Source organism: Spirulina subsalsa FACHB-351 (genome assembly GCF_026130165.1).
In the GTDB taxonomy this organism is placed as follows: Bacteria; Cyanobacteriota; Cyanobacteriia; order Cyanobacteriales; family Spirulinaceae; genus Spirulina_A; species Spirulina_A subsalsa_A.
Genome location: NZ_JAIHOM010000015.1, coordinates 16,032 through 42,946, shown reverse-complemented (window position 1 = coordinate 42,946; position 26,915 = coordinate 16,032). Strand labels below are relative to the sequence as shown.

Annotated in this window: 22 protein-coding genes; 12 read left to right on the top strand and 10 right to left on the bottom strand. The window is 44.9% G+C overall.

What is annotated here, in order from left to right; translation table 11 throughout:
* Positions 1-498: 498 nt before the first annotated feature.
* The 4 genes from K4A83_RS04520 to K4A83_RS04505 all read left to right on the top strand — a co-directional run bounded on the left by K4A83_RS04520 (position 499) and on the right by K4A83_RS04505 (position 8,167).
* Positions 499-3,546 carry a CHAT domain-containing protein gene (locus K4A83_RS04520; protein WP_265263234.1) on the top strand — a complete coding sequence of 1,016 codons (3,048 nt, stop codon included), beginning with the start codon at positions 499-501 and terminating at the stop codon, positions 3,544-3,546.
* 34 nt (positions 3,547-3,580) lie between these two features.
* The gene (locus K4A83_RS04515; RefSeq protein ID WP_265263233.1) at positions 3,581-5,287 is read left to right on the top strand and encodes a methyl-accepting chemotaxis protein; all 1,707 of its coding nucleotides are present in this window, start codon (positions 3,581-3,583) and stop codon (positions 5,285-5,287) included.
* Positions 5,288-5,391: 104 nt separating this feature from the next.
* Entirely contained in the window at positions 5,392-7,608 is a 2,217-nt protein-coding gene (locus tag K4A83_RS04510) for a CHASE2 domain-containing protein (protein ID WP_265263232.1), read from the top strand.
* Between the two features lie 103 nt (positions 7,609-7,711).
* Positions 7,712-8,167 (top strand): DUF29 domain-containing protein, encoded by a 456-nt coding sequence (locus tag K4A83_RS04505; protein ID WP_265263231.1) that lies wholly within the window; start codon positions 7,712-7,714, stop codon positions 8,165-8,167.
* 83 nt (positions 8,168-8,250) lie between these two features.
* Here K4A83_RS04505 and dcm read toward each other — a convergent pair whose 3' ends face one another.
* From dcm to K4A83_RS04485, 4 genes are read right to left on the bottom strand one after another with little or no spacing between them, the layout of a single operon-like run.
* Complete coding sequence (gene dcm, locus K4A83_RS04500) at positions 8,251-9,534, bottom strand: DNA (cytosine-5-)-methyltransferase (RefSeq protein WP_265263230.1); 1,284 nt, start codon at positions 9,532-9,534, stop codon at positions 8,251-8,253.
* A 2-nt stretch (positions 9,535-9,536) separates the two neighbouring features.
* Positions 9,537-10,235, bottom strand: coding sequence for an endonuclease III (nth, locus tag K4A83_RS04495; protein WP_265263229.1), 699 nt, complete (start codon positions 10,233-10,235; stop codon positions 9,537-9,539).
* Positions 10,236-10,237: 2 nt separating this feature from the next.
* Positions 10,238-10,624, bottom strand: coding sequence for an allophanate hydrolase-related protein (locus K4A83_RS04490; RefSeq protein ID WP_265263228.1), 387 nt, complete (start codon positions 10,622-10,624; stop codon positions 10,238-10,240).
* A 33-nt stretch (positions 10,625-10,657) separates the two neighbouring features.
* Positions 10,658-12,694 (bottom strand): ABC1 kinase family protein, encoded by a 2,037-nt coding sequence (locus K4A83_RS04485; RefSeq protein WP_265263227.1) that lies wholly within the window; start codon positions 12,692-12,694, stop codon positions 10,658-10,660.
* A gap of 287 nt (positions 12,695-12,981) precedes the next feature.
* Between K4A83_RS04485 and K4A83_RS04480 the strand changes: the two genes are divergently transcribed.
* The 3 genes from K4A83_RS04480 (at position 12,982) to K4A83_RS04470 (ending at position 15,595) form a co-directional block, all read left to right on the top strand.
* Positions 12,982-14,109, top strand: a complete 1,128-nt coding sequence (locus K4A83_RS04480) for a DUF262 domain-containing protein (RefSeq protein WP_265263226.1) — start codon at positions 12,982-12,984, stop codon at positions 14,107-14,109.
* Positions 14,106-15,218 (top strand): AAA family ATPase, encoded by a 1,113-nt coding sequence (locus tag K4A83_RS04475; protein ID WP_265263225.1) that lies wholly within the window; start codon positions 14,106-14,108, stop codon positions 15,216-15,218. Before K4A83_RS04480 ends, K4A83_RS04475 begins: the two co-directional genes overlap by 4 nt.
* A 92-nt stretch (positions 15,219-15,310) precedes the next feature.
* Positions 15,311-15,595 carry a hypothetical protein gene (locus K4A83_RS04470; RefSeq protein ID WP_265263224.1) on the top strand — a complete coding sequence of 95 codons (285 nt, stop codon included), beginning with the start codon at positions 15,311-15,313 and terminating at the stop codon, positions 15,593-15,595.
* A 316-nt stretch (positions 15,596-15,911) separates the two neighbouring features.
* Here the strand turns inward: K4A83_RS04470 and K4A83_RS04465 are convergent, their stop codons facing one another.
* Positions 15,912-16,589: a hypothetical protein gene (locus K4A83_RS04465; RefSeq protein WP_265263223.1), complete on the bottom strand. Its 678-nt coding sequence runs from the start codon at positions 16,587-16,589 to the stop codon at positions 15,912-15,914.
* A 71-nt stretch (positions 16,590-16,660) separates the two neighbouring features.
* Here K4A83_RS04465 and K4A83_RS04460 point away from each other — a divergent pair, with 71 nt between their 5' ends.
* Positions 16,661-17,077 (top strand): gamma-glutamylcyclotransferase family protein, encoded by a 417-nt coding sequence (locus tag K4A83_RS04460; RefSeq protein ID WP_265263222.1) that lies wholly within the window; start codon positions 16,661-16,663, stop codon positions 17,075-17,077.
* 8 nt (positions 17,078-17,085) lie between these two features.
* Here the strand turns inward: K4A83_RS04460 and K4A83_RS04455 are convergent, their stop codons facing one another.
* The 4 genes from K4A83_RS04455 to K4A83_RS04440 form a co-directional block, all read right to left on the bottom strand.
* Positions 17,086-17,592: an anti-sigma factor family protein gene (locus K4A83_RS04455; RefSeq protein ID WP_265263221.1), complete on the bottom strand. Its 507-nt coding sequence runs from the start codon at positions 17,590-17,592 to the stop codon at positions 17,086-17,088.
* 236 nt (positions 17,593-17,828) lie between these two features.
* Positions 17,829-18,488, bottom strand: a complete 660-nt coding sequence (locus K4A83_RS04450) for a sigma-70 family RNA polymerase sigma factor (RefSeq protein ID WP_265263220.1) — start codon at positions 18,486-18,488, stop codon at positions 17,829-17,831.
* Positions 18,489-18,660: 172 nt separating this feature from the next.
* On the bottom strand, positions 18,661-19,203 hold the full coding sequence (locus K4A83_RS04445; protein WP_017306190.1) for a late competence development ComFB family protein: 543 nt from the start codon (positions 19,201-19,203) through the stop codon (positions 18,661-18,663).
* 133 nt (positions 19,204-19,336) lie between these two features.
* Positions 19,337-19,549, bottom strand: coding sequence for an Hfq-related RNA-binding protein (locus K4A83_RS04440; protein WP_265263219.1), 213 nt, complete (start codon positions 19,547-19,549; stop codon positions 19,337-19,339).
* 81 nt (positions 19,550-19,630) lie between these two features.
* Here K4A83_RS04440 and dapF point away from each other — a divergent pair, with 81 nt between their 5' ends.
* Both dapF and lepB read left to right on the top strand, forming a co-directional pair.
* Positions 19,631-20,482 (top strand): diaminopimelate epimerase, encoded by an 852-nt coding sequence (gene dapF, locus K4A83_RS04435; RefSeq protein ID WP_265263218.1) that lies wholly within the window; start codon positions 19,631-19,633, stop codon positions 20,480-20,482.
* A gap of 19 nt (positions 20,483-20,501) precedes the next feature.
* Entirely contained in the window at positions 20,502-21,539 is a 1,038-nt protein-coding gene (gene lepB, locus K4A83_RS04430) for a signal peptidase I (RefSeq protein WP_265263216.1), read from the top strand.
* A gap of 47 nt (positions 21,540-21,586) precedes the next feature.
* Here lepB and K4A83_RS04425 read toward each other — a convergent pair whose 3' ends face one another.
* Positions 21,587-23,977, bottom strand: a complete 2,391-nt coding sequence (locus K4A83_RS04425; protein ID WP_265263214.1) for an NACHT domain-containing protein — start codon at positions 23,975-23,977, stop codon at positions 21,587-21,589.
* 552 nt (positions 23,978-24,529) lie between these two features.
* Here K4A83_RS04425 and K4A83_RS04420 point away from each other — a divergent pair.
* Positions 24,530-25,771, top strand: a complete 1,242-nt coding sequence (locus K4A83_RS04420; RefSeq protein ID WP_407809816.1) for a DUF445 domain-containing protein — start codon at positions 24,530-24,532, stop codon at positions 25,769-25,771.
* Positions 25,772-26,109: 338 nt separating this feature from the next.
* A complete protein-coding gene (gene fabI, locus K4A83_RS04415) occupies positions 26,110-26,886 on the top strand; it encodes an enoyl-ACP reductase FabI (protein WP_265263212.1) in 777 nt (258 codons plus the stop codon).
* Positions 26,887-26,915 lie beyond the last annotated feature (29 nt).

The following is a 26,915-nucleotide window of genomic DNA, read 5'->3' as shown; positions in this document are numbered from 1 at the left end:
CCGGTTTCTGGCATACTAACCCCCCGTTGATTGATTTAAGGCAGAGCGCCACCTAACAATTTAGGAAAATGTTGGGTAAACTTTCAATCAAGAAACCGGGTTTTTGCTAAGATGTAGACCCCAAACGAGCCAATAAAATCAACCCGGTTTCTGGCATACTAACCCTCCGTTGATTGATTTAAGGCAGAGCGCCACTGAACAAGTTAGGAAAATGTTGGGTTACACTTCGTTTCACCCAACCTACGGGAGATTCCCTAAGCCCTTCAGGATAAAATGTTGGGTTGCACTTCGTTTCACCCAACCTACGGGAGATTCCCTAAGCCCTCTGACTCACACGACAAGGTTACTGGAGGCGTTTAAGCGAGGTGATGGGAGTCCGACTCCCCCACCCCCTAATCCCGACCAGAGGGAAATTTTGGGAGAATTGGCGCAGAACCTCGTCCTAAATTTAGGTTATGCTAACAAAGGGATTTTCATAACTCGTATAACACCGACTCGATGTTTGAAACAACTTTGCGGTGGCTGCAAGACTTCTTTAATGACCTGTTCGGATCAGAAACCCGGGTTCCTGACCCGACGGAGATTCCGCCCCTGACCAATGAGGGCTATAAGTCGCTGTTTTTCCAACTGATTGAAGGGATGGCCAAGGGATGGCAACGGGAACAGGTGCTGGAAAAGTTGGGGGAACGCCGTTATGATCCTTGGTTTGTGGCTTGGTTACAACGTTATGGCCGCAGTGCTTTGAGGCAACCTGCCAATCAGTTAAGTCGGGAGTTGGCGCAACATTTTGTCCGACTGGGAGAAACAAATTGTGGGGATTTGGGGGATCTGGCGAAACAAATTGGGACGCGGATGCTGGAGTTGTTGGATCGGGTGGCGTTGAGTCATTCTCTACAAAAGAATGTCTTGCCTACGATTACCTCGGATAATCCCATTGAGTTGTTTAATCAGGCGGCCTCGCGCTATGTATCGGGGGAGTTGAGTGGGGCGGTGGCGCTGTGGGAGGCGGCACTGGAGTTACAGCCGGATTTTGCGGATGCTCATAATGGCTGTGGGGCGGCGCTGTTTTATTTGGGGCGTTATCGGGACGCTTTGGCGCATTTTAACCGCTCGTTGGAGGAACAGGGCGATTTTTATTTTGCCTATTATAATCGCGGTCATGTTTATCTGGAGTTGGGAGAATTGGAGGAGGCGATCGCGGATTTTACTCAAGCCATTGAACTCCAACCGGATTCCCATTTAGCCTACAATGGGCGGGGGATGGCGTTGGAGCGCCTGCAACGCTATAAGGAGGCGATCGCAGACTTTAATCAAACCATTACCCTACAGCCTAGTTTTCCCTTTGCCTATAATGGTCGGGGGATTGCTCACGCTAATTTAGGGGACTATACCGAAGCACTGGCAGACTTCCGGGAGGCCTTAGCTTTAGATCCTAATTCCCATGATGCCTATCATAATCGGGGCAATGTATTACGGGCATTAGGGCGTTGTCAGGAAGCCTTGGAAGACTTTAATCAAGCTATTTTAATTGAACCGAATTTTTATCAGGCTTATTATAATCGGGCCAATGCTCATTATGAGTTAGGTCAATATAGTGAAGCCATTGCCGACTACAAGGAAGCGCTGGCCTTAAAACCCGATTATGCCATTGCTTACAACGGACGCGCCCTGACCTTGCGTAAGATTGGCCGTTATACCGATGCGATCGCCGATTTTGACCAAGCCATTGAACGAGAGCCAGAACTGTGGCAAGCTTGGGCCAATCGTGGCTGGACGATGTACCATGCTCCCTCCCCCCTAGGCTACGAGGCCGCCCTCCGCAACTGGGATGAAGGCCTGAATCATTTACCTGTAGACAGTGCCGACTATCGACAGGCTAAAGGGACTCTCCTACACTATAAAGGCATTGCTCATCACCGAGAAGCTGATCGCCTAGCGTCTCGGAATGACAATCGTCCGGAAGATTTTACCCCCTATTTAGAAAAGGCCATTGAACAATATCAAAAGGCTTTAGATGCCTTCCAAGATCAGCCCCACTTAGAAACGGCTTACTTGGAAGTGATGCAGGATTTAGTCATTACTCATAATCAACTGGGCAATTATTTAAACGCCAAAAACTACATCAATATTGCCCTGATTATGCTCAATCAATTGCTGTTGGGGACCCAACATCCTCCCCACAAAATCGAGATTGCTCGGCAATTTATCGGCCTCCATCAATTGAAAGTGGATCATCTGGCCGTCACCCAAGATCCGAAACAACACACCCAAGCCCTCGAACTCGCCGAAGAACGGAAAAACCTCTGTATTCGTTGGTACACCCACCCCAACGAGGCAGAAACTAGCCTAATAAGCCCCAAATATCCCCAAATCCAGCAAGCCCTCGATGAGAAAACCAGTATGATTTACTGGCATATCAGCCCGGCGGCGATTACTACTTTTGTCTTAAAGTATCAACAACCTCTCACCGTCCTCACCAGTCACCCCCGACAATTGAGCCGTTTCCGTCAGTGGTTAACCGCATGGCAACAAAGTTATGAAAGCAAACGGCAAAAAACAGCGAATCCAGCCGTTAATCAACAGTGGCGCAAGGAAATCACCAGTTCCCTCGAAGAATTAGCCGATATTCTCCAACTGCCGCAAATTTTAGCCCAAATTCCCCCACAGGTCAGCCAGTTAATGTTAGTCCCTCACCAAGACTTGCAACTGTTGCCCTTACATATTCTGTTTTATACTCCCTTCACCGAGCAGGATTACACCATTACCTATCTCCCCAGTGCTAAATTAGCCATTGACCTAAAAAATCACCCCCAGACAGGCGCAGAAAACCCCGCTCAGTGGCCTTTATTGAGCGTGGAAAACCCCACAGGCTTTATGCCCTACGCCGATTTGGAAGTAGCGGCGATCGCGCAACTCTTCCCCAGCCACAGCCTCCCCAGCAGCGAAGCCACCCCCGAAAACCTCCTACAAGCCCTTTCCACCCCCACCTACTTTTTCCACTTTACCGGGCATTCCTATCAATCTGTCCCCCATGAGCGTTCTGCCCTCACCCTAGCCAACAAAGAAGAGTTAAAACTCACCGATTGGCTCGCCCTAGACAATCCTAGCCCTAACTTCGTCTGTTTATCCGCCTGTGAAGCGCACCTGAAAACCACCAGCCAAATAGCCGACGACTTCGTAGGATTTGGGGCATCACTCTTGACAAAAGGGACAAATCATGTATTGCTCAGTTTATGGCGCGTCTCGGAAATTTCTACCACCTTGTTCATGATGTATTTTTATCAACGACTGGCGGAAAAAATCCCCCCCGCCCATGCCCTCCAGAAAGCCCAAAATTGGTTAAGAACGGTAACGTATGAAGAATTAATTCAATTATATGAAAAATTACTAAACGAACTGCAAGAAATTCCCCCCCACTGTCTCCATAACCTCAAGGTTTCCAGCGATTTAGCCAAAGATAAAGCCAACCGTCAAGGCAGTAATTACTCACCCTATGCCGATCCCTACTACTGGGCAGGATTTCTATTAGTTGGCAGAATGGGATAAATGCCAGTTTCTCCTCCAGTTTCTCCTTGAGATCATGATTTCTTTCGCCTTTTCCGGTCACTCTACCACCAAACAATTACAGCGTGTTTTGGTGGTTTATTCTACCTTGGGGATTTTAACCCTCAGTACCTTAGTCGCTTTAGTCAGTATTGTTCCCCTTGCTCGACGTTTGCGAGGGGCTGAGGAACAAAACCTCGTTTTTGCGGTAGAAACGCGGAAATTAGTCGTGGAGGAATATTTGTCAAAAGCCCAAGATGTGGCAGGACAAATTGCTAGTCGGACCCGAGCGAGGGAAATTTTAAATGAGTTTAATCAGGGCGAAATTGAGTTAGGGGAATTTGTCCAACTCATCCAAGGTATTTTAAACGATGCTCTGAGGCAGTCCGAGGACATCGCTAGTATTACCCGTTTGGATCGCACCCATCAGCCTCGGATTACCGTGGGGATAGCGATGCCTGCTCAAGTTTTAGCACTGGTGGATACCCGTACAGCCTCAGTGCAAGCGCACAACATTGTTGAGGTGGGGGAAGTTTCCTATTTAGTCGTCAGCGCCCCCATTTTCAACACCCAAGAGCAACGCATCGGAACCGATGTTTTATTGTATCGCTTAGAAAGTTTGGAAAACCTGAGCGCCGACTATACCGGATTGGGTAACACAGGGGAGATGGTGTTAGGGGTGCAGCAAGGGGAGACTTTAATCCCTTTATTTCCCTTGCGGGATGGTAGCACCACCCTTTCTGAGGGTTTGGTAGAGGCTTTAACTCAAGGCAGTGAGGGCAATCGGGGAATTCTGCGTCATCACCAAGACAGCCATCTAATCGCCTTTAGTCCGGTGGAAAATAGCCCTTGGGGGATTGCGGTACAAATGGAACGACGGGAACTCTATCAGCCCTTAAATCGGCAATTAGGGCGCATTGGGTTGATGATTGTGGGGTTAACGGGAGTCGGTGCCGTTGGGGTGGTTTTGTTATTGCGTCCTTTGACCCAGCAAACCATTGTACAGAATGAAACCCTAGAACAACAGATGGCAGATCAAAAGGCGCTGCTTTCGCTGAAGGAGACGGATTTAAGGCGAGAGCAGGAGAAAAACCAACTGATTGACGGGGTGTTACGTCAGATGGATGAGTTAAAGGAATCTGCGCAACAGGTGGCGGATTTTTCCGGTCATGCTTTGGGGATTGCTCAGGGGGCTTTTGTAGCTGTTCAAGAGGGTTTAGCAGCCATTGGGGGGACTCAGCTAGAGATGGAAGCGTTGCAGGTGACGGTAAATGCGATCGCCCAACAAACCAGTATTCTAGATACCAATAGCCAACAAATCGCCATTGTCGCCGAGTTAGTCAATGAGTTAGCCCTGCAAACCAATATATTAGCTCTGAATGCCTCTATTGAGGCCGTCCGTGCAGGCAAATATGGGGCAGGATTTGCCGTTATTGCCCAAGAAATCCGCAAATTAGCCGACCGTAGTCGTCAATCTGTGGAACGGATTAATTTACAATTAAGCGAGATTCAAACTTGTAGCGGGTTAATTTTAAAAACTACAGGTCAGGGGAACCAACAAGTGATGACCAGCACCGAACAAATGAAAATAACACAACAGATTTTAGACCAAATTCAACATTCTATTCGAGAAGTGAATCAGAGTTCTCAGCAAATTACTGACTCTACCCAAGTCCAAGCCCAAACCATTCAAGCGGTGGTGGAAACCATGAAAAATTTGGATCGCTTGGCCGTAAAAATCTAGCCCTTTATACCCGAAGCTCAAGGAAGTTGGGCATTACTATTACTTCAGAAAAGAGGTATTTCCTATGCTGTCTATCTTCTTCTATGTTCATTCAATAACGGCTGATGTGGCATAATTTACCCCAAAAATTAGTCAAAGTCTTAACCCCCTGGCGACGAGTGGGCATTGTCACCTTAAGCGTCACCAGTGGGTTGCTTCTATTTCGCTATGTAGGTATTTTACAACTCCTAGAACTCTGGGCTTATGATCAACTTCTCCGGTTAAGACCTGCGGAAGTTCAAGATAACCGAGTGGTCATTATTGGCATTGAAGAAAGGGATTTACAAAAACTTCAACGGTGGCCGATGTCTGATGAAATGTTGGCTAAGTTAGTTACTATTATCCGTGAACAAAAACCGAGAGCGATTGGTTTGGATATCTACCGTGATCTTCCCGTAGAACCGGGTCATGAAAAATGGGTAGAAGTGTTACAAAATACCCCGGAATTAGTGGCTATTCGTCGCGTTGTGGGCTATCATCAGGGTTCATCTATTGCACCTCCTCCTAGTTTAAACGATGTTAACCGCATTGGCTCGAATGATTTAGGCATTGATATAGATAGTAAAATTCGCCGTGCTTTTCTGTCCGTTAGTGATGCTCAAGGTCAAGTTGTTTTAGGGTTGGGTTTTCTATTAGCAGGGAAGTATTTAGAAGCAGAGGGAATTTCTCCTCAGATGTTAGATGAGACAACCATCGGTTTTGGTCCAGCGCGCTTTTCTCCCTTTTCTCAAAATGATGGGGGATATGTGCGCGCTGAAGATGAGGGCTACCAGGTTTTCATTAATTATCGTGGCATTCAGGGATCATTTCATACTGTTTCGCTTCATGATGTTTTAGATGGTCGTATAGAACCTAATTTATTTGAGGATCGGGTGGTTTTAATTGGTTCAACGGCACGCAGTCTTAAAGATGTATTTTTTACTCCTTATAGTAGCACATTTATTGAAACGCCAGAGATGATGGCTGGGGTGGAAATTCATGCCAATATTGCCAGCATGATTATCAGTGCGGTATTAGAAGAACGTCCTATTATTCGTCCCTTGTCTAGGGGTGTGGAATGGGGGATTTTGTTGGTATTTTCTCTTTTAGGCACAACTTGGGTTTGTCGTTGGAAGTCGATTGAAAATGTAGAAAAGTTATTAATTACTCCGACGTTAAGTAATTTAACTTTAGTGAGTACGGGATTAGTTACATCGGCTTACTTGTTAATTATTTTGGGGATCTGGCTGCCTTTTGTTCCGCCGTTATTTGGCTTGTATGGTGCGGCGATTACCCATATTATCTGGACGTTGATTGATAATATTTTGATTTCTCAAAAAAGATTGTTAGATTATGCGGCAAATTTGGAGTTAAAGGTTGAGCAAAGAACGTTAGAACTTAAGTTAAAAAATGAGGAGTTAGAGCAAACGTTACAGAAATTACAGACGACTCAAAAACAAATGATTGCTCAGGAAAAGTTAGCGTTTTTGGGATCATTAACGGCGGGGGTGGCTCATGAAATCCGTAATCCACTTAATTTTGTTAATAATTTTTCGGGAAGTTCGTTAGAGTTGGCGGAGGAGTTAGAGGAAGAGTTAGAGCCACAATATGAAAAAATAGAGGAGGATTCGGTTGAAAATATTCAGGATATTTTAGGCTTGTTTAAGGAGGGTTTACAGTCAATTGCACATCATGGACAACGGATTGAGAATATTGTCAAAAGTATGATGATGCACGCTCATGATGGGAAAGAAAAGCCGGAGTTTGTGGTGTTTAATGAACTGATTGCGGATACTTTAAGTTTAGTGCAGCAAAGTTTATCGGTTAAACAAAATACGGTATTGATTGACTTTAAAACGGTCTATGATCCGAATATTGGGGAGGTGCAACTGATTCCAAAGGAAATTTCTAAGGCATTTTTGAATATTTTTAGTAATGCTTGTGATACGTTGAGGAGTAGGAAGTTGGCTGAGGGGGAGGGATTTAGCCCTTGTTTGGAGGTGACGACGATGGATTTAGGCGATCGCGTGCAAATGACGATCCGCGATAATGGAGAAGGTATCCCCCCGGAGATTATTGACCAAATTTTTAACCCCTTCTTCACCACCAAACCGACGGGGGAAGGGACAGGATTGGGGTTATCCTTGACCTATGAGGCGATCGCAGCCATCCATCAAGGAGAGATTACCGTTAATAGTGAAGTGGGAGTCTATACTGAATTTATAGTCCTGTTGCCGAAACAAGGTTTTAACAATCCTCCCCTTTCAGAAGTGATCCCTGATTCCCTGGTCGTTTCCTCCTGAAACATCTCCTAGGGTTTGTGATGGGTTTTGTTGGGTTGCGCTGTCGCTTCACCCAACCGACGGGGAGTTAAAAAATGGACGGCAGAACATAGGAAAGAGCATTATGTCAACTGAACTTAAAGTTAGCCAAACGAACCTTTATAATACTGACTTTGTACTCTGGATAGAAACTACAGTTGAACAACTACGCCAGCAAAATTATACTCATGTGGACTGGGAAAACTTGCTGGAAGAACTAGAACACATGGCAAGACGAGAGCGGAAAAGTCTTAAAAGTAATCTGATTATTATTTTCCTTCATCTACTCAAATGGCAATATCAACCCCTAGGCAGAACTGGAAGTTGGCGCGGCAGTTTGCGAGAGCATCGCAGAAGGATTAAAGAGGATTTAAACGACTCACCGAGTTTAGTTCCTTATCTTCAACAAGTTTGTACAGACTGTTATGAAAACGCTCGCGCACAGGCCGCAGATGAAACTGGATTACCCCTCGAAACATTCCCAATCCATTGTCCGTATTCCATTGAACAAGCCTTAAATTCAGATTATTTACCGGATTAAAAATAACAAATATGAAAGAGGTATACTGTTCCCTTTGCTTTTACAAAACTCAAATGGAAACGCTATAGAAACCAATTTTCTGGCTACAGTAACATCACCAGCATTTTCTGCACAATCGCTTCTATTACTGGAATCACAACAGTATTTCCCAGTAAATCATAGGCTTTTTCTGGGGGTAAATTAATCTGATAATCTTCAGGAAACCCAAAAAGTCTCAATCCTTCCCGAATGGTTAAATATCTCAACCCTTTCCCATCCACTACCGCCAATTTCTGCATATCAGTCGCCACTAAAGTAGGAGTCACATCATGGGGATGGAGAATTTTTGTAATGGGAAAACTTAGCTTACCTACCACAATATTATAACCTTTGGCTAAATCTTCCCGATAGAGCCGCTTTTTGACAATATTTCCCTCTGAATTTACTATAGACTGAATATCTTTAGGCTGCTCATATTTAAGATAACCTTTCTCGACTAAATCATCTAATAAAGTCGATAATGTAGGGTGAGGATAAAAGCTGTTAATCTCCTCCACCGTTAAAGGGATGCCATCCATCCATTGAATCCCCTTTTTCGCCGACCACACCTTTCTCCGTCGTTGCTTAAGGAGTAAATTTAATACCTGCTTTTGTTCCGGTGAAACGCTTCCCTTTAATTCAAGATCCCAACTGTGAATATTATCCTGTCCCCCTCGTTTATCTTTAATCGCTTTCCCTTGGAGTTCTTCTAGGGGATAATGAGATAAAAGTAACTGAGTAAAAGCATTATTTAAAAGCGGTTGTTCGCGGTCTAAAATATCTGAGAGTCTTTTAGGGAAATATGGGGGGAAATCCCAACTTATAACGCTTTGTTGGAGTCCTACTATATAAATCCGTTTTCGGTTTTGGGCAACCCCAAAATCTTGACTATTGAGGACTTTCCAAGTCACTTGATAGCCCAAGGATTGCAGACAATATAAAATGGTTTTTAATGTTCTGCCCTGGTCATGTTTTGCCAATCCCTCCACATTTTCTAATAAAAACCCTAATGGTTTTTTCGCTTTTAAAATCCGTTGAATCTCAAAAAAAAGCGTTCCTCTAGTGTCTAAAAAGCCTTGCCTTGTTCCCGCACTACTAAAGGGTTGACAAGGAAATCCGGCTAGTAAAATATCAAAATTGGGAATCTCTTGACTGGGAATTTGGCTAATATCTCCCGCTATTGTTTGGTCTAAAAAATACTGGGAATAAACGGCTAAGGCAGATGATTTTATTTCGGATGTAAATACGCAATGACTCTTAATTTGCAGGCTTGTACAGGCTTTTTCTAAGCCAATTCGCATTCCTCCTAAACCTGCAAATAGGTCAATAAATCTCAGGGTTTGAACCATGCTTATTCACGACCTAAACGGGCTTTTAGGGCATCAGAAACCCTAGGAGGCTGTTCAACTGTAGGACAGAGATCGGCGAGGTCACAGGCCGCACAATCAGGCTTTCTGGCCTTACAAATAGCGCGACCATGATAGATTAAACGAATTGACCAGTTTTCCCAGTCAGGATGGGGTAATAAACGCATTAAATCCTGTTCAATTTTGACAGGATCATTTTGTTCCGTTAATCCTAAACGCTGACTAAGGCGCTTAACATGGGTATCTACGGTAACGCCTTGAATTTTACCAAAACCATGAGCTAAGACCACATTAGCGGTTTTCCGGGCTACTCCGGGTAAGGTGAGTAATAATTCCATTTGTTGGGGGACTTCTCCCCCAAAATCGGTCATAATTTTCTGACAAGCGCCTTGAATATTTTTGGCTTTATTGCGATAAAAACCAGTGGATCGGATGAGGTTTTCTAGAACTTCGCGATCGCACTGGGCCAAAGCGGCCGCATCAGGAAACTGGTCAAACAGGGCCGGAGTCACCTGATTAACCCGTTCATCTGTACATTGTGCTGAAAGAATGGTCGCCACTAACAACTGCACCGGAGTCTTATAGGTCAAACTACAAGTTGCATCGGGATAAAGTCGTTTTAGACGGACTAATACCTCTAACGCCCGTTGTTGCTGCTTCGCCCATTTGCGCGTAATACTCATAATTAACCGTTATCTGCCTTATACGCTGCCCATCCCCCGTAATGGGAAATATCCACATACTGGCGCTCTTCGATGACCTCCCGAGGGTATAACATGGCGATCGCATCAGTCCCATCCTCCAGCAACACCGGCCCCGGATAGAGATGAGGCGGTTCATGACTCAATAGATGCTCATATTGTGGGGGAGTCATGCGATATAACTCCCCCACAATAGCAATTCCCCCCTCAGCCACCTCGTAAACTCCGGGGTGTTTATCCTCCACCGAGTGCAGACGATAACGAGGTTGAGTCGAGACAACTTTCACAAACTCTGTATCAGCAATCGTGCCATGATCCGGCTGTCCGCGCAAAGCGGAACCACAAATAAACACTAAGACACCATCACTCATAGAAGACTCCTTGCGCTAGGTAAACCAATCATCTTACCGCATTGCCGCTTGAGGGGGAAGCGGGAGACGGGGAGGAGTAAACGGAAAGGGAATCCCTTGTTTTCCCTCCTGCTTCTTGTTATTATTAGCCTCTGCTTCTAACAGCAAATTACGAATTAATCTCGCTGCCATTTTCTGCGCCAAACCACTCGCAATTTTTTGCCCCATAATTTGGGTTTCTGGTTTCGTAATCAGTTCAGGAATTAACGGCACTAAACGCATCACATCAAAACCCGGTGTTTCGTTCAACATTTGTAAAATATTCTGCAAATGTTGCAAGCTATCTGCCTTAGCACTCGCTTCTAACTCCGACGGCATGGTTTCCGCTTTCATCCCTACCTGTTGACGCACAGCAGAAGAGAAATTAAATAACGTCCGTCTGCCATAAATATCAATCGCTTTCACAATTTCATCAACCAAGCGTTCCCGAATAAATTCCCCACGAGGTGAAAAGAGAAAATCCAGTGCTTGGTTTAAGACTTTATCAAAATCATAGTCTTGGGAATTCCGGGCATTGCGTAATAAATTTTCTAAACGATTCCAGCGAAAATTGCCATCTCGGAATAATAAATCTCGCAAGGAAGCACGCAATTCTGGAGAGGGATCTGTTAGTAAGCGTTTAGCAATATAGGGGTAAGCTTTGCTTAGGACTTTGAAATCTGGATCAATGCCAATGGCAATCCCTTCTAGCGTCACCAAGGACCGAATAATCAGGGCATAGTAAGCGGGAACACGGAAGGGAAACTCATACATCATTTCCGACATTTGATCGGTAATGCTTTTAAAATTCAATTCCGCTACACTTGCCCCTAACGCATTGCCAAATACATTAGATAAAGCGGGAATAATGGGGGTTAGATCCGTATCTGGGGTTAAAAATTCGAGCTTAATATAGTCTTGTGCCAAGGAGTCAAAATCTCGATTGACGAGATGCACAACCGCCTCAATTAAACCATAGCGTTGATAGGGTTTAATTTGGCTCATCATGCCAAAATCTAAATAAGCTAACTTGCCGTCAGGAGTGGCTAATAGATTGCCGGGATGAGGATCAGCATGGAAAAATCCATGTTCTAAGAGTTGACGTAAGGAACAAGAAACTCCTACCTCGACTAAATAGGTGGCATCAATTCCTTTGGCTTGAACAGCTTCTAAATTCGTCAATTTTGTGCCTTCAATCCACTCCATCGTTAGGACACGACGACCCGTATATTCCCAATAAATACGAGGAATATAAATTTCTGGAATATAGCCATAAAGTTCGGCGAATAACTCGGCATTGCGTCCCTCTTGGGCGTAATCCATTTCTTCAAAAATACGCGCCGCAAATTCATCTGTAATAGCAATTAAATCACTGCGTAGCCGTTTAATATTTTTCTGCGCCCATGCCGCTAAACTGCGCATAATATAAACATCTAAGGTAATGCGACGAATCAGATCAGGCCGTTGGACTTTAACGGCGACAATTTCCCCGGTTTTTAATCTCCCTTTATAAACCTGTCCCAGAGAAGCGGCGGCCACTGGATTAGGACTTAGTTCTGCGTAAATTTCTCGGGGATGATCGCCTAGTTCTTCCTCAATAAAACGATAGGCGATGTCATTAGAAAAGGGGGGTAATTGGTCTTGTAAATAGGCTAATTCTTCTAAATATAGAGGGGGTACTAGGTCAGGACGAGTGGAGAGGGCCTGTCCCACTTTAATATAGGTTGGGCCTAAACGAGTTAAAATTTCCCGCAATTTAACGGCTCGTTTGCGTTGATTTTTGGCGACTTTGCCTTGAGTTTTGTCTAACCAAATTTTGAAGGAAAAGGAGACAAGGGGCAGTAATATAGCGATGAGACGGCCGATCACTTGTAGGGGATGCCGTCGGTAGTAAGCAATAATGAGGTCTGGATTATAGTGTCCTATTTCACTGGCTGAAAGGGTATCTGTATCTAGGACAGTACGAATTTTTTCAGGCCGGGTGAACTCCTCATCGGGTTCAAAACGTTGTTCTAGAACTGTGGAGGAGGAGTAAGGTGTGGGTTGAGGCATAGGGCGTTTAGGGTAAATATAAAATGAATCGTAATGAGTTATGGGGATCTAACTCTGCTTAGTTAAGTATTGTAACAAGATTAGAGCGAATCCACAGGCATCCTCGGGAATTGGGGGCAGGGGAGGGGGTAGAGGGTGTTGCTGGCAGAATGTCTGTGAAGGGGTTTTGAATGTGGTGTGAGGCGATTTAGACCCCTTGTGGTGTCTTGATTGTGGTGTGATGGGGTGGGTTAAGTGGGTTCAGAGTGCGATCGCCCCTAAAATGAGCAGTAGGAGGCTAAATCACGATGACTGAAGAAATCACCCCAGACACCAGCGACTTAGATATAGAAATAGAAGTCAATGATGAAGGTCTAAACGAATTTTTTGATCCTACTCAAATTAGAATTGATACTCGCAAAATTACCATTGATTTAATTTTACAACGGATTAAACACGATGAACTAGACCTCGCTCCAGATTTTCAGCGCAGACCGGGAATTTGGACAAATGAGGCAAAAAGTAGACTCATTGAATCTATCCTCATTCGGATTCCTTTGCCTGCCTTTTATATTGATGCTACGGATGATGATCGGTGGGTTGTGATTGATGGATTACAACGATTAACGGCTCTTAAACAGTTTCTTCTAGACACAGAAAAGCCATTAAGATTAACTGGATTACAATATTTCAAGGAACTTGAAGATACGACCTACGAACAACTGCATCGTAAATATCAACGGCGTATTCTGGAAACTGAATTAATCCTCTCAACCATTGAACCGGGGACTCCACCCGCCGTAAAGTATAATATTTTTCGACGGATTAATACGGGTGGCGTTCCTCTCTCTCCCCAAGAAATTCGCAACGCCCTAAACCAAGGCAAATCAACAAAACTTTTGCGTGATTTAGCCCAACTTTCAGAATTTATTACAGTCACCCAGTTAGATAAGTCAAAGAAACAAGAACGCATGGTTGATCAAGAATTTGTTCTCGGTTTTTTGGCTTACTATCTACAGGGTTATGAAAAATATAGCCAATTTGCCAGCCGAGATATGTTTTTTAGTGAAACCATGAAGCAGCTTAATCAAAATTTGACTGAAGAACAAAGCCAAAAGATTAAGCAAGACTTTAAACGAGCAATGCAAGCTGCCTATAGTATTTTTGGGGATAATGCTTTTCGCAAAATTTCCCGTAAAGCCTCAAGACGCTATCCACTCAATCAAGCATTGTTTGAAGCGTGGTCTACAACCTTAGCAAGATTAAATGATTCTCAAATAGACTATCTGATTGAACATAAAACAGAGTTACTTGATAAATTTACCGAGCTTATTGATCATGATCCTGATTTTTCACGCTCTATTTCTCAAGCGAGTGAACAGGTTAAAATTCGCTTTATTAATATTCAACAATTAGTTCAAGATATCTTGCCATGATTAAACAATTGACCTTGAAAAACTTTAAATGTTTTGAGCAGCAAGCCTTTCTTTTTAAGAATTTAACGCTACTTTCGGGATTAAATAGTAGTGGAAAATCCTCAATTATCCATTCTCTTTTATTACTGCGTCAATCTTATCAACAGAATCTTTTACCCGATCAGGGTTTAGCCCTCAACGGGGAACTGGTGAGAATTGGTACAGCACAAGATGCACTTTTTGAAGGAGCAAGAGAGGATCTAATTAGCCTAGAACTTGCCTTAAACAATGGCATTGTAGCTAACTGGACATTTAACTACAATAAAGCTGTCGATGTATTAGAACTCAATGCCCCCGTTCTGGATAGCAAGATTTATAAATATAGCTTGTTTGATGATAGTTTCCAATATCTTCAAGCTGAAAGAATAGGTTCTCGAACGTATCTAGAAATCTCGGACTTTCAAGTAAGACAGCATAAACAGTTAGGCAGTCAAGGAGAATACACGGCTTATTTTTTATCTCTTTATCGCTCCCAAGAAATCGCCTCACCTGTCTTAAAACATCCGGATCAAGAATCACTATTGCTTATTAACCAAGTAGAAGCTTGGCTAGGGGAAATTAGCCCCGGTACAAGGATTAATGTTCAAGCAAGTTCCCAACTTGATTTAGTCAGCTTAAAATATTCCTATGGCCTAAGTAACCCTTATCGTGCGACTAATGTAGGATTTGGGATTAGCTATACATTACCCATTATAGTGGCGATTCTCTCCGCACAACCTGGTAGTTTAATTTTATTAGAAAATCCCGAAGCTCATCTACATCCAAAAGGACAAGCAAAGATGGGAGAATTACTAGCCCTAGCCGCTAGTTGTGGGATTCAAATTGTCGTAGAAACTCATAGTGATCATGTTTTGAATGGCATTCGTTTAGCCGTTTATCACGGTAAACTTAGCCCTGATAATGTGCAGCTTCATTATTTAGAACGTTTTGAAAGTCAGGGAGAATCGAAAACAAAAGTCATTTCACCCCATATAGATAAACAGGGGAGAATTGATCAATGGCCTGATGGTTTTTTTGATGAGTGGGATAAGAGTTTAGAGGCTTTGTTAACCCCTTTAGGAGAAGATTAGATGAGATTAGAGATGGTGAGGAGTTATTTCCTCATCTTGAGTTTTGCCGCAGCACTGAAGAACAGCTAGCGACTTTGTTAGCGAGTAATCCCATGTTCGGGCAGGTTAGAAAACGGTTATTTGAACTGGAAACGGCGGCTAAAGAGTGGAAAGGAGGGGCTTTTGATTATTTAAACACGCTGCCTAGTAAGGCAACGCCAGAAAGTGAGTCAAGACTGAGGCAATTCACTAGCAGGCTGACCATTCCTTGTCCTGATGGGGAACAACGCTTGTTTAGCTTACATCTTCGCTTAACTCCGGGAGCGTGGAGGCTTTACTTTTTTCCGGTACAATCTGCCCAAATTATTGTCGGTTATATCGGATTGAAGATTGTTTGATTGGCGGTGAAAAATTAGCTGTAGCCAGAAAGCGGGTTTCTAGATTGTAGGGGTGTTGGGTTGCGCTTCGCTTCACCCAACCTACGGATGGCGAAACAATTATCAATTGTTTTGTTGGGTTGCGCTTTGCTCCACCCAACCTACGGATGGCGAAACAATTATCAATTGTTTTGTTGGGTTGCGCTTCGCTTCACCCAACCTACGGATGGCGAAACAATTATCAATTGTTTTGTTGGGTTGCGCTTCGCTTCACCCAACCTACGGATGGCGAAACAATTATCAATTATTAATTGTTTAGGGAGGGGAGGGCTGTTGCTCAGACGGAATCAATGACCAGTAGGTTATCTGGGGAGGATTGTTCCGATAACTGACTGAGATCGTGTTCTTCTCCTAGGTAAATATTGCGAATATCGTAGGGTAAGTTATTCTCTAGGGCGTGATAACCTTGCTCTAGGAATTCTTGGACTTGGGCGGGTGAGAACATATCCCCTTCGGCTTGTAAGTAGGCGGCGATGCGGGTGGGGCTCCAGTGGAAGGTTTGCGCCATGACGACAATCAGACGGATGACGGGGGGAAGGGCATCGAGGGCTTGTTCTAGGTAACACCACAGGGGTGGTGAGGCTTCCTGAAGTTTGTAGTTAATGGACTCAACGGGGGGTAGATTGGCCTGATTAATACAAATGGCGGTCATGTTGATTAACCAATTCTGGAAGGAGTTGGTTTCGTTTTCTTCTAGGCCTCGCATTTCCAAGCCGCGCATTTCATAGAAAATATGTCGCCAGGTGAGGGCAAAGAGGTAATCTCCTTGTACGGGCGATCGCGCAGAATGGGCAATGAGGGTGTAGACAATAGGACTATAACGGCAGAAAATGGCCACAAAATACTTGCCCTGTTCTGGATAACGTTGAAACAGTGCCAGTAGTTCGCGATCGCTATGATGGAATAGCGATTTTACTAGGGGGTGATTGCATTCGGAAAAACGTTGAGTTTGCACAATCGGTTGTCACTCGCTTACGTCCTGCGGTCATCATTATTTTAATCACCATAGTACGGGAGGTTTGATCTTTGTTCAACGTTTTTGTTTACGGAACTTTAAAACCGGGGGAAATCAATTATTTCCGTTACTGTGCCGGGAAAACTTGTCAAGAACGCTTGGCCTATGCTTGGGGCAAATTATATGCGCTCTGCCTAGGGTATCCGGGGATGGCCGAAGGAACAGAGCGCATTCAGGGGGTGATCTTGACGTTTGAGGATGAAGGGGTTTTAGAACAGTTGGATCAGTTGGAGAGTTATTCGCCCGACCGCCCTGCCCACGAAAACGAATACCAACGGCGGGAAATCATCGTTTATGATGGGTCAGGCCAGCCCCTAGACAAGGCTTGGACTTACTTTATGTCGGATCAGAACATTCGACGCTTTAAGGGGGTGTGGTTGCCGTCTGGCTGTTGGTCTAGCTATAACTCCCAGAGGGGGGAATTCTAGACTGGCCGTTAGTAAGGATAGCTCGGGCTGGCGACGGTGGGTTTGTGCAGTTCCACCAAAGGACGATCGAGGGGAATCATTAAGGCTTGAGAATCCACGGGAATTTCAACTAAGGGTTGATTGAGGGCAATCATTAACTCTTCGGTTTGACCGGGTTCTGCGAGGCGATTCCAGGCCATTCTAGGGGCAAATGCTCCTTCACCGGGTAATAAGGTGGAGACGGCTCCGACGACGAGGGCAGCGATCGCACTTCCCCCCCAAACAAAAGCCCGATGGCGTTCCCGTTGGCGCACTTTGGCAATCACTTGATTGGCTAAGGTTTCCGCACTTTGAGCCGGGGCCGGAGTGGGCAGGGATTGGATACCGTTGCGGAGTTTGAGTAAACGGCGATATAGACGTTGACATTCGGGATCGGTGTCCAGCCATTGCTGAACCCGTTTGCGTTCAGCAGGATTAGCTTCTCCGTCGAGGTAAGCACTAATTAATTCAAAGCGATCGCGTTGACGAGTATCCATATCCTTGTAGGAATGTGTGTGAGAATGGTTTGAGAAGACCTTGCGGCTAGACAGGTCTTGATTAGAATTTTGATCCCTGTTCTTGTTAGAAGTCATGGCTTGATCACCCACCTCTTAATTCAGGTTGCTCCCTGATTGTGCCAATAGTACGAAAACGAAAGGTTGTTAAGGTCTTAGAATATTTGGACTTTGGAATAGTTGAACCTTTTCCCCACACAGAAAATGTTCGTTCCCCCTTATTCCACATCCAAGTAAGGTTGTAACTCAGACTGGAGGCGCGTTCTGGCGCGAGCAATCCGAGATTTGACGGTTCCGAGAGAAACCCCAGTAATTTCGGCGATTTCTTCATAGGCCAGGCCTTGAATTTCTCGCAGGACTATGGTGGTTCGGAACGCTTCGGGTAGGTCTGCGATCGCCGTTTGTAACTGTTCGTAAAACTCGCGGGTCGCTAGACTATCATCTGGACTGGGCGCATCGGAAGGAAGTTCCCAAGACATTTCTCCGTCATCCATAGCTCGGGGAGCATCGAGAGACAGGGGACTTGCCACGCGCTTCCGTTTGCGTAACTCATCATAAAACAAGTTTGTTGCGATACGGCTCAACCAACTTTTAAATTTAACCGGCTCTTTAAGACGATTAATATTCCGGTAGACTCGAATCCAAACCTCTTGGGCTAAGTCGGCGCGATCCTGCCAATCTGGAGCTAGATGATACAGGATTTTTTCCACATGGGACTGATACCGACGGAGAAGTTCGGCAAACGCTGCGCGATCGGGTTTAACGCCCTCTTGACAACGTAAAATCAAATCGTAGTTAGGGAGTTTGTCGAGAGACACCGAAGATTGAGGAACTTTCGCCTCAATGGTTGACCAGGTTGCAGGAACTGACTGACTCATGGGTTTCTCAAAGGAACAATTTTCATCCTTTTCCTTTTCTGACCCTCTGGATTCAGGAAAGTTCCCGAGATTGTTACAAAAGTTCGAGAGCGATGGGGAGAGAGCATTGACCCTTAGCACTACTAATTCTGTGAGAAGTCACTACTGCCGCTCCTGGCCCCCATAACACCGACTAATCCTGAGTTTCATACTGGGTAGCATGGGATTGTAGCAAGTTGCTGACTTGCTTGAGGACATCTCCTGATGAGGTTTTCGCCACGGGAGTCCGTTCGGGGTAGAATTCCGGTTGTTCTAAACTGCGGGAGATCGCATCACTAATCTGTTGATTAATTAACTCCTGCAACTCTTCCTTTGCCTTTTGCCTCTGATAACTAGCCCCTTCTTCCGTCGTAGCATAGAGGGGCGGCAAACGGTTTAACGTATAGGCGGCAATATCCCCCACATCTAAAACCTTATCTGTGGTTGCCTCAATTTCTGCCACTCTAGCAATGGCTTCACTGAGAACCAATTCCTCCATCACGTTAATAAACTGCTTGCGGGGTACCGCAACAACTTCTCCGGTGAGCAGCGCCCCCATCAGTCGGTCGAGGGCCATATACTCTTCAATGGACAGTTCCGAAGCCGTATCGCAGATGCGCCCTACTTCCGCTTCCATCGTCGGGGTTAAATAACCATCTCGTAGCGCCTGTTCCACAATCTTTTCGATGCTACTCATTGCTTCTTTGAAAAATTACGTCAATGCACTTGTTACGATTCAAATGTATCTTCCATCATCTCCTATCTTGAGAGGAAACGCTAGTTACTCTTGGCTCAGACAACTAGGCGATTCTTCGCGGCCGGAGAGGACTTCATCCAAGGGGTTTATGATAAGCGATCGCCTGTCGCCAGATGACCGTCAGTTGTTCCGATGCGTCTTGTAGACAGATACATTGGGCATCTTGCCAGACCATCTTTCCGGTGATTACATCCCCCGTCATTAACTTGAACTCAACCTCTACCTTTTCACGGTTAAAATTTTGGAGTTGTCTTGTACTCGGTAATCCAGTGTCAAAGTCAGTCATAATTTAAACTTGTAGCTTAACGATAGTCAATTCAAATTAGCCTATTCTGTTTGTAGCCCGTTCACTCACCCCAGAAAGATCATGGAAATCGCCTTTACTAAATATCACGGCCTCGGTAACGATTTTATCTTAATTGATAATCGTCACAGTCCAGACCCTTTAATTACCCCAGAACAAGCGGTTCCCTTGTGCGATCGCAATTTTGGCATCGGAGCCGACGGTGTGATCTTCGCCCTCCCCGGTCAAGAGGGTAGCGACTATACCATGAGAATCTTTAACTCCGACGGGTCAGAACCTGAAATGTGCGGCAATGGCATCCGGTGTTTCGCCCACTTCATCGCCGAATTAACAGGCAATACCACCCCCAACCAAACCTTTGCTATCCACACCCTAGCCGGCCTAATTACCCCTCAACTGACCCCTGAAGGTCAAATTAAGGTAGACATGGGCATTCCCAAGGTGACAGCTGCCCAAATCCCCACCACCCTCAACGCCGCCGACCAAAAAGTGATTAATATTCCCCTCAACGTCGCCGGACAAACCTGGGCTGTCACCTGTGTGAGCATGGGCAATCCCCACTGTATTACTTTCGTAGATGACGTAGACCAGATCGCCCTTGCCACCGTTGGCCCTCAATTCGAGCATCATTCCGTCTTTCCCCAACGCACCAACACCGAATTTATCCAAGTGATCGCCCCCAACTACCTGAAAATGCGCGTCTGGGAACGAGGCGCTGGGGCTACCTTAGCCTGTGGAACCGGAGCCTGTGCCTCGGTAGTGGCTGGCGTGTTAACAGGTCACAGCGAGGCCACTTGTACGGTAGAATTACCCGGTGGTTGTTTAACCATTGAATGGGATCAAAGGAGTCAACGGATTTATATGACTGGCCCAGCTCAAAAAGTGTTTACTGGACAATTGATACTCAATCGTTGAATACCCTTGATTCCCTCTAATGAGACAAGACCCCTGGCTAGCCATTAATCTGTCCCTATTCTTCCCCGGAATAGGGCAGTGGTATGCCCGTAAATGGGTAAAAGGAGGGATTTGGTTCCTAGCACAAATGGGGCTAATTGCCTTTTCCGCTTGGTCTATTTTTGCCGCCAATGGCAACACCGTTTTAGGGTTAAGTTGTTTCTTCTTAATTGCCGGGGTGTACATCGGCAATCTATTTGACGCTTACTACAGCGTTGAGACTGATATGACAGGGGAGAAAATCCCCCGTCGGGTGAAAAATCCTTGGTTTGCAGTGTTTTTATCGCGCATTTTGCCCGGTTTAGGGCAATTTTACGGGGATAAGGTGGGCTGGGGGGCGTTTTTTCTCGGGGCGTTTCTCCTGTTGTCGATTTTTGATCAGGTGTTTCCCTCCCTCTTGACGATCTCACCTTTCATTAGTGCGATCGCCTCCTATCATGCCTATCAAGCCTTTCCCCTAGCCAAAACCACCTCCAACGGTCGCCGATTAGTGGCTATCTTGGCCGGAATTCTATTCAGTTTAGAATTATTAGGCAATTACTTCCCCCTCTGGTTAAATCAACAGGTGGAAATGTTTGTGATCCCCAGTGGTTCCATGCAGCCTACCCTTCAGGTCAACGATCGGATTTTAGTCCGCAAATCAAAGAATTATCAGCCCCAAGTCGGGGATATCATTGTATTTGAGGCCCCCGATTTCGTCAAAGCAATGGATCCCCTCAGTCATCCCGACGATACAGTTTATTATGTCAAGCGCGTCATGGGGACTCCCGGCCAACTCATTCAAGTCCGGGATGGGGTTGTTTATCTCAACAATCAAGCCATTGCAGAACGTTATGTCACGTCTCCGGCCAACTATGACATCGCCGCCCAGAGAGTGCCAGAGGATAAATACTGGGTTTTAGGCGATCGCCGCAATGACAGTTTCGACTCCCATGTGTGGGGTTTCCTTCCCTCCGATCTCGTCATTGGACAAGCCTATAAAATTGTATTTCCCCCCGGTCGCATTCAACCCTTATAACTTAATTGTTGGGTTGGGTAGAACGCCAGCGCAACCCAACAATTGCCCTAGATTTCATCATGATATCGGGACTCCAACTCCGCCACCGAAAGAATTAAAGTATCCTCAATTTCTTGAATCACATCAGGACTAATTTTGGGGTTGCTATACAAACAAGCAACTAACAACTTATTCGCCTCGTAATACTGCTTTAGCAACTCCTGCTGTGCTTTACTAAACTGCCAATCATAGCCAATATTCCTAGACTCAATAATTACTAACCTTAAATTTCTTGTCCAAATTTTATTATTAGCCTGCCACCATTTTTGATACTTACTGCGGTCTTGGGTCGCGTCAGGAATTTGTTCCTTAAACCGATTCAAAGCGGCTCGCAAATCTGGATCTAATTTGAGTTGACGATCCTGCATAAATGTGATAAACAACCCCAAGTCATTGGCAAAAGTTCCCAATAAACAATCTAAAACTAAATCAATCAATAAATCGTAATCTAAATTTCTCAGAGGATACCGTCGGAAAGCTTGATCTAACTTTTCGTCCAATTCACAAGCTAAAGTCCGATCATGCAAAGAAGACCGTAACACCCGATCAACTGCGTGGGAAAAGTCCAACGGACGGGCTAATTTAGGTTCAAAAATACGAGCCAAAGCTTGGGAAAAATAAAAGGCACGAACGGCCGCGGGTTTGTAGGGAACCTTGACTAACAAAGATTTTTGATTCACCCAAGATAAAAAGATTTGAATCTTAGGATCGTTGACCAACAAATAATCAATTTTCTTTTTTAATCGCATTAACAAATCATTGACATTTTCCAGATGATTGACTGCAAATAATAGATATTTCTGCCATTGAATTTTAATAAAGGGATTAATAATAGCATCGAGATCATCTGCCTTAAAATGTTCCAAAATCAGTTCACTGGTTAAGTATTCGTGAATGCCATGATTGCCAAAAGACATGATACTCGGTAATTTTTCAATAATCAACCCATGTTGTCCTTCAATACTTTGTAAAATTTGCTGACTTTCTTTTAATAATTCTTGGGGATGGGCGGGAATCTGCAAGACTTCTGTCACATAGCTATAGAGATATTGACACATGACATCATACTCAACCAACAATTCTTGTTTTTGGAAGAGTAAAGAAGATAAAAGACTTAATAACTTAAGCTTATGAGCTTTGTCAAGGGTTTGATAAATATAACTTTGAAAGCGTGGATACACTAGATTCCACTGCTCTAATAAACGATCTAAACCTTGCTCATAAAAATCAAAAGGGCGCTTAGGGAGTTTGTTCAGGTCTTGGAAGATCCAACAAGCAAAGCTAAGGAAAAGGGGCGTATTGAAGAGGGGAACCACCTTATGATATTTGGGCAAGTCTAACTCCGCTAAAAATTGTTTGAGGACACTTTTCGGCTTCTCAATATTTTGAGATGTGAACCAAACATCAGCAAACTTTTGCAATTGGGAACGGTTAAATTCTGCCAATTCGATATATTCAAACGTGGGGAAAGTATATTCTGTAATTTGGGTGCGGCAGGTGAGGAGAAAACGGTTTTTATAGTAGCGTTGCAGAAGAGAGCGAATTTGATATTGTAAATGTCTGCGGATAGTTAGAGGAACTTCATCCATGCCATCGATTAGAATCAATAGCTGTCCAGCATTGAGTAGATATTCCGTTTGCTTGTTTTCTTCCGTATCTAAAATTTGTTGAATGGTAGCGCGTAAAAAATTGGGACTTTCTAGGGTTGTGTCGGGAAAGTCATGTAAACAGATATACACTGGAATCCAATGTTCTGGGAGTTCTCCTTGAGTGCAGGCGATCGCAACACGGGATAAAAAAGTCGTTTTCCCCGCTCCCGACGGACCGAGTAAAATCAGACGCGGCGAGGTTTGCACCGCTTGCAATCCCCCTAAACGATCTTGACGTTCTCCGAGTCCTAAACGTTCGACTTCTGCACGTTCATGGGGATGGTTAACAAACTCCGTTAAGTCTAGGTAGGTTTCCCGAGAGACACGACTCACCCGATACACATCAAACTCTACCCCGCTAGTTGGGGCTAGTCGGTGGTTCAGGAGTGTAATTTGACTATAACGTTCTTGTAGCTTGGTATAGAGGCGTTCCCTTACCGAATCGGCGATCGCACGCAACGAAGAATTAACCCGAGGAGGAGCCGCCGGGGGAGGGGGAATCGGTCGAGGTTTTTGGGGCAATCCCGCGATTTCTCTCCATTTCAGACCCAAAGCAATACAAATTTTCTGAAAATCTTGAGACTCAATCGGTTGACCTTCAAAAAAATGATGAATCGTCTTTTGAGAAATAAAGTAAGGGGCAGACTCCAAATTTCTCATGATCTGATTCGCAGAAGCCAACCACGCTAACTTCGCCTGTTGAATGCCATCTGGCGTTGCTTTGAGCAATTGCTTTGCGGGTTGTGCCATGTCAGCGCTCAAAAAAGATTTCATAAATTCCGTTCAATGGCACTGCATTAAACGACCACTGCCAATAAATTGTACAAGTTCCATCCTACTCTGGAACAAAAGGGGACAATTAATAATCAATTATCAATGCTCAATTATCAATTATCAGCCTAGGGAAAGGATAGACTCCACCATTGATCAATCATCCATTCCCCAGAAACCCTGTTACTCTCTCATCGTTCTTTCATTGGCAAGGGTGAAAAATTACCCTCTTTCCTAGGGTGTATTCACCCGCCCATCATCATCAATCATTGTGGGCTGATCTTAATAATTATCCCCCATTATTCCAACAATCCCACTCTAGGGGGTGTGGGGTCTGAGGTCATAGATTGTGAAACGCCCTTGATATCAAGAGCTAAGTCAATACCATCACCGACCGCGACATGGGGACTGGTTAGATTAAACTCTTTACAAGGCTATCCCTCTAAACTCCCGCAAAGGGAGGAGGCAATGTTAGGATCAAAGTAGCCCTGAATTCGGGTGAGATCACCCCAGAACGCACACTTATCCTAGATTGAAACCTTGGACTTGCCTACCCTACTCCGCATCACGCTCCCCCCGATTGCTGGTGGGATTATTGGCTATTTCACCAATGATATCGCCATCCAGATGTTGTTTCGTCCCTATAAGGCGATCGCTCTTGGGAAATATCGTCTCCCCTTTACCCCCGGTTTAATCCCCCGCAATCAAGAACGTTTAGCGCGACGGGTTTCTGATACCATCATGAATTCCCTCTTAACCCCCGGGGAACTTCAACACCTCACCCGTAGACTCTTACAACCGGAACGAGTCGAGGCCGCCCTGTTATGGTTATTACGTTTAGCCATTAAGCAACTCCAAGCGGATAAAGACCAAAAAACCGCCAAAATTTTGGCCGAAATTTTGCGGGATTTATTTGGGGAATCCTTACCGCGAGTGTTGCGGGTTTTATCGAGACGGGAAGATTTTTTAGAGGATCAAATTAACCATATTTTTGACCAAGTTCTATTAGATTTTCGCCTGAATGATATCCAAGCGCGCACCTTTGCCGATTGGATTTTGCAAGTAGTATTACCCCCGGATGTCTTGCGCATTGCCTTAGTCGATTTCCTGACAGAACGCAATATTCAAGTCATTGACGAGGGATTTCGGGAAAAAACCAGTGGCAGCACTTGGGTCGTCGCCAATTTGTTTGGGGTGCGGAATTCCTTAGTCCGTCTGCGTTCTTTCTGTGTGGAAGAGAAAGAAGTCGCTAATGCTCGCTTAAAAGAGTTAATCTTATCCTTGGAAGTGCGCGATCGCATTCGAGTCTGGTTACAAAACCTCTCTCTCCAAAATATCCCCCTCTCCACCGTCCGACAACTACGCAAAACCACCCGGGAAACCGTGCGTCTCTATGTTCAAGAAAAAGGCGGCGAACTCTTGGGACGTTTAGGCGATACCGTAGACTGGGATAAACTTTCGACCATCCTAATTAAACGCTTGCGCAATTCCCAAGTGGTCAATGAGTCTCTGACCGTAATTAGTGCAGAATTAGCCCTCATTCTAGAACGTTATTTAGAAGAAGACCTAGAGCATTTAGTCACCCAATTAATCCCCATCTTATCCTTAGATCAACTGATTGTTGATCGAGTCATGGCCACTTCTCCCGCCCAATTAGAAGAAGCGGTACAAGGAATTGTGAGAAGTGAATTACAAGCCATTGTAAATTTAGGGGGCATTTTAGGCTTTTTAATTGGAGGATTACAAGGGGTTTTCTTCTATTTAACAGGATAGGGAATGAGAAATTGATAATTGATATTATTTCCGATGCCCGATTCCCGACTCTCGGACTCATCTGCCTAACGGCACGCTCCGCGTTAGCGTTCACGTAGTGTGCCGTAGGCATAGCTCGGGGAGCAGGGGAGCAGAGGAGAGGGGCAGTCGGGAATAATTATCAATTGTCAATTATCAATTATCAATTCCCTATTCCCTTGTTGAGTCTAGCGTTGGGCTTTTTCAGCAGACCCTACCTAGGATTCCTTGCGAAGTCCAGTTCTAAAGGGCGGGGCTTTAGATCCAGTTTTTTGGTAAGGTGTAGTGTTGTCCGGTCTTCACACCAACTATTGAAACTTATGTTAGATTTGACGGGAAAAAAAGCTCTGGTAACTGGCATTGCCAATAATCGGTCTATTGCTTGGGGGATTGCTCAACAACTACACCAAGCTGGGGCCGAGTTGGGAGTCACTTATTTACCCGATGATAAAGGGCGTTTCGAGAAAAAAGTGGGGGAGTTAGTTGAACCTCTTGCCCCGACAGTGTTTTTGCCCTGTGATGTTCAGAATGATCAACAGGTAGATGAGACCTTTAGTGCGATCGCCGAAAAATGGGGAAAACTCGACATCCTCATTCACTGTTTAGCCTTTGCCCAAAAAGACGACCTTTCAGGAGACTTCAGCGCCACCTCTCGCCAAGGTTTCAACACCGCCCTTGATGTTAGCAGTTATTCCCTTACCCGACTCGCCCACAGTGCTAAACCTCTGATGACTGACGGGGGAGCTATTGTTACCCTCACCTATTTAGGGGGCGTGAAAGTCATTCCCAACTACAATGTTATGGGGGTTGCTAAAGCCGCCCTAGAATGTAGTGTGCGCTATTTAGCCTCAGAACTCGGCCCCCATAATATCCGAGTTAATGCCATCTCGGCCGGTCCAATTCGGACTCTTGCCTCCTCGGCTGTCGGTGGGATTCTGGACATGATTCACCATGTAGAAGCCACTGCTCCCCTCCGTCGCACTGTAACACAGGTTGAAGTGGGCAATACCGCCGCCTTTTTGTGTAGTGATCTCTCAAGCGGCATCACCGGACAGGTGATTTATGTCGATTCTGGTTATGAGATCATGGGGATGTAAACCTGTTCTAATGATCAATTATCAATTGT

Excerpts from the sequence above, each read along its gene's own strand:
- K4A83_RS04520 (WP_265263234.1), top strand. The coding sequence starts at position 499 with ATGTTTGAAACAACTTTGCGGTGGCTGCAAGACTTCTTTAATGACCTG.
- K4A83_RS04480 (WP_265263226.1), top strand. The coding sequence starts at position 12,982 with ATGACTGAAGAAATCACCCCAGACACCAGCGACTTAGATATAGAAATA.
- K4A83_RS04450 (WP_265263220.1), bottom strand. The coding sequence starts at position 18,488 with ATGAGTCAGTCAGTTCCTGCAACCTGGTCAACCATTGAGGCGAAAGTT.
- K4A83_RS04515 (WP_265263233.1), top strand. The coding sequence starts at position 3,581 with ATGATTTCTTTCGCCTTTTCCGGTCACTCTACCACCAAACAATTACAG.
- K4A83_RS04485 (WP_265263227.1), bottom strand. The coding sequence starts at position 12,694 with ATGCCTCAACCCACACCTTACTCCTCCTCCACAGTTCTAGAACAACGT.
- K4A83_RS04445 (WP_017306190.1), bottom strand. The coding sequence starts at position 19,203 with ATGAGTAGCATCGAAAAGATTGTGGAACAGGCGCTACGAGATGGTTAT.
- K4A83_RS04490 (WP_265263228.1), bottom strand. The coding sequence starts at position 10,624 with ATGAGTGATGGTGTCTTAGTGTTTATTTGTGGTTCCGCTTTGCGCGGA.
- K4A83_RS04455 (WP_265263221.1), bottom strand. The coding sequence starts at position 17,592 with ATGGATACTCGTCAACGCGATCGCTTTGAATTAATTAGTGCTTACCTC.
- K4A83_RS04505 (WP_265263231.1), top strand. The coding sequence starts at position 7,712 with ATGTCAACTGAACTTAAAGTTAGCCAAACGAACCTTTATAATACTGAC.
- lepB (WP_265263216.1), top strand. The coding sequence starts at position 20,502 with ATGAGACAAGACCCCTGGCTAGCCATTAATCTGTCCCTATTCTTCCCC.
- K4A83_RS04440 (WP_265263219.1), bottom strand. The coding sequence starts at position 19,549 with ATGACTGACTTTGACACTGGATTACCGAGTACAAGACAACTCCAAAAT.
- dcm (WP_265263230.1), bottom strand. The coding sequence starts at position 9,534 with ATGGTTCAAACCCTGAGATTTATTGACCTATTTGCAGGTTTAGGAGGA.
- K4A83_RS04510 (WP_265263232.1), top strand. The coding sequence starts at position 5,392 with ATGTGGCATAATTTACCCCAAAAATTAGTCAAAGTCTTAACCCCCTGG.
- K4A83_RS04425 (WP_265263214.1), bottom strand. The coding sequence starts at position 23,977 with ATGGCACAACCCGCAAAGCAATTGCTCAAAGCAACGCCAGATGGCATT.
- fabI (WP_265263212.1), top strand. The coding sequence starts at position 26,110 with ATGTTAGATTTGACGGGAAAAAAAGCTCTGGTAACTGGCATTGCCAAT.
- K4A83_RS04475 (WP_265263225.1), top strand. The coding sequence starts at position 14,106 with ATGATTAAACAATTGACCTTGAAAAACTTTAAATGTTTTGAGCAGCAA.
- dapF (WP_265263218.1), top strand. The coding sequence starts at position 19,631 with ATGGAAATCGCCTTTACTAAATATCACGGCCTCGGTAACGATTTTATC.
- K4A83_RS04470 (WP_265263224.1), top strand. The coding sequence starts at position 15,311 with ATGTTCGGGCAGGTTAGAAAACGGTTATTTGAACTGGAAACGGCGGCT.
- nth (WP_265263229.1), bottom strand. The coding sequence starts at position 10,235 with ATGAGTATTACGCGCAAATGGGCGAAGCAGCAACAACGGGCGTTAGAG.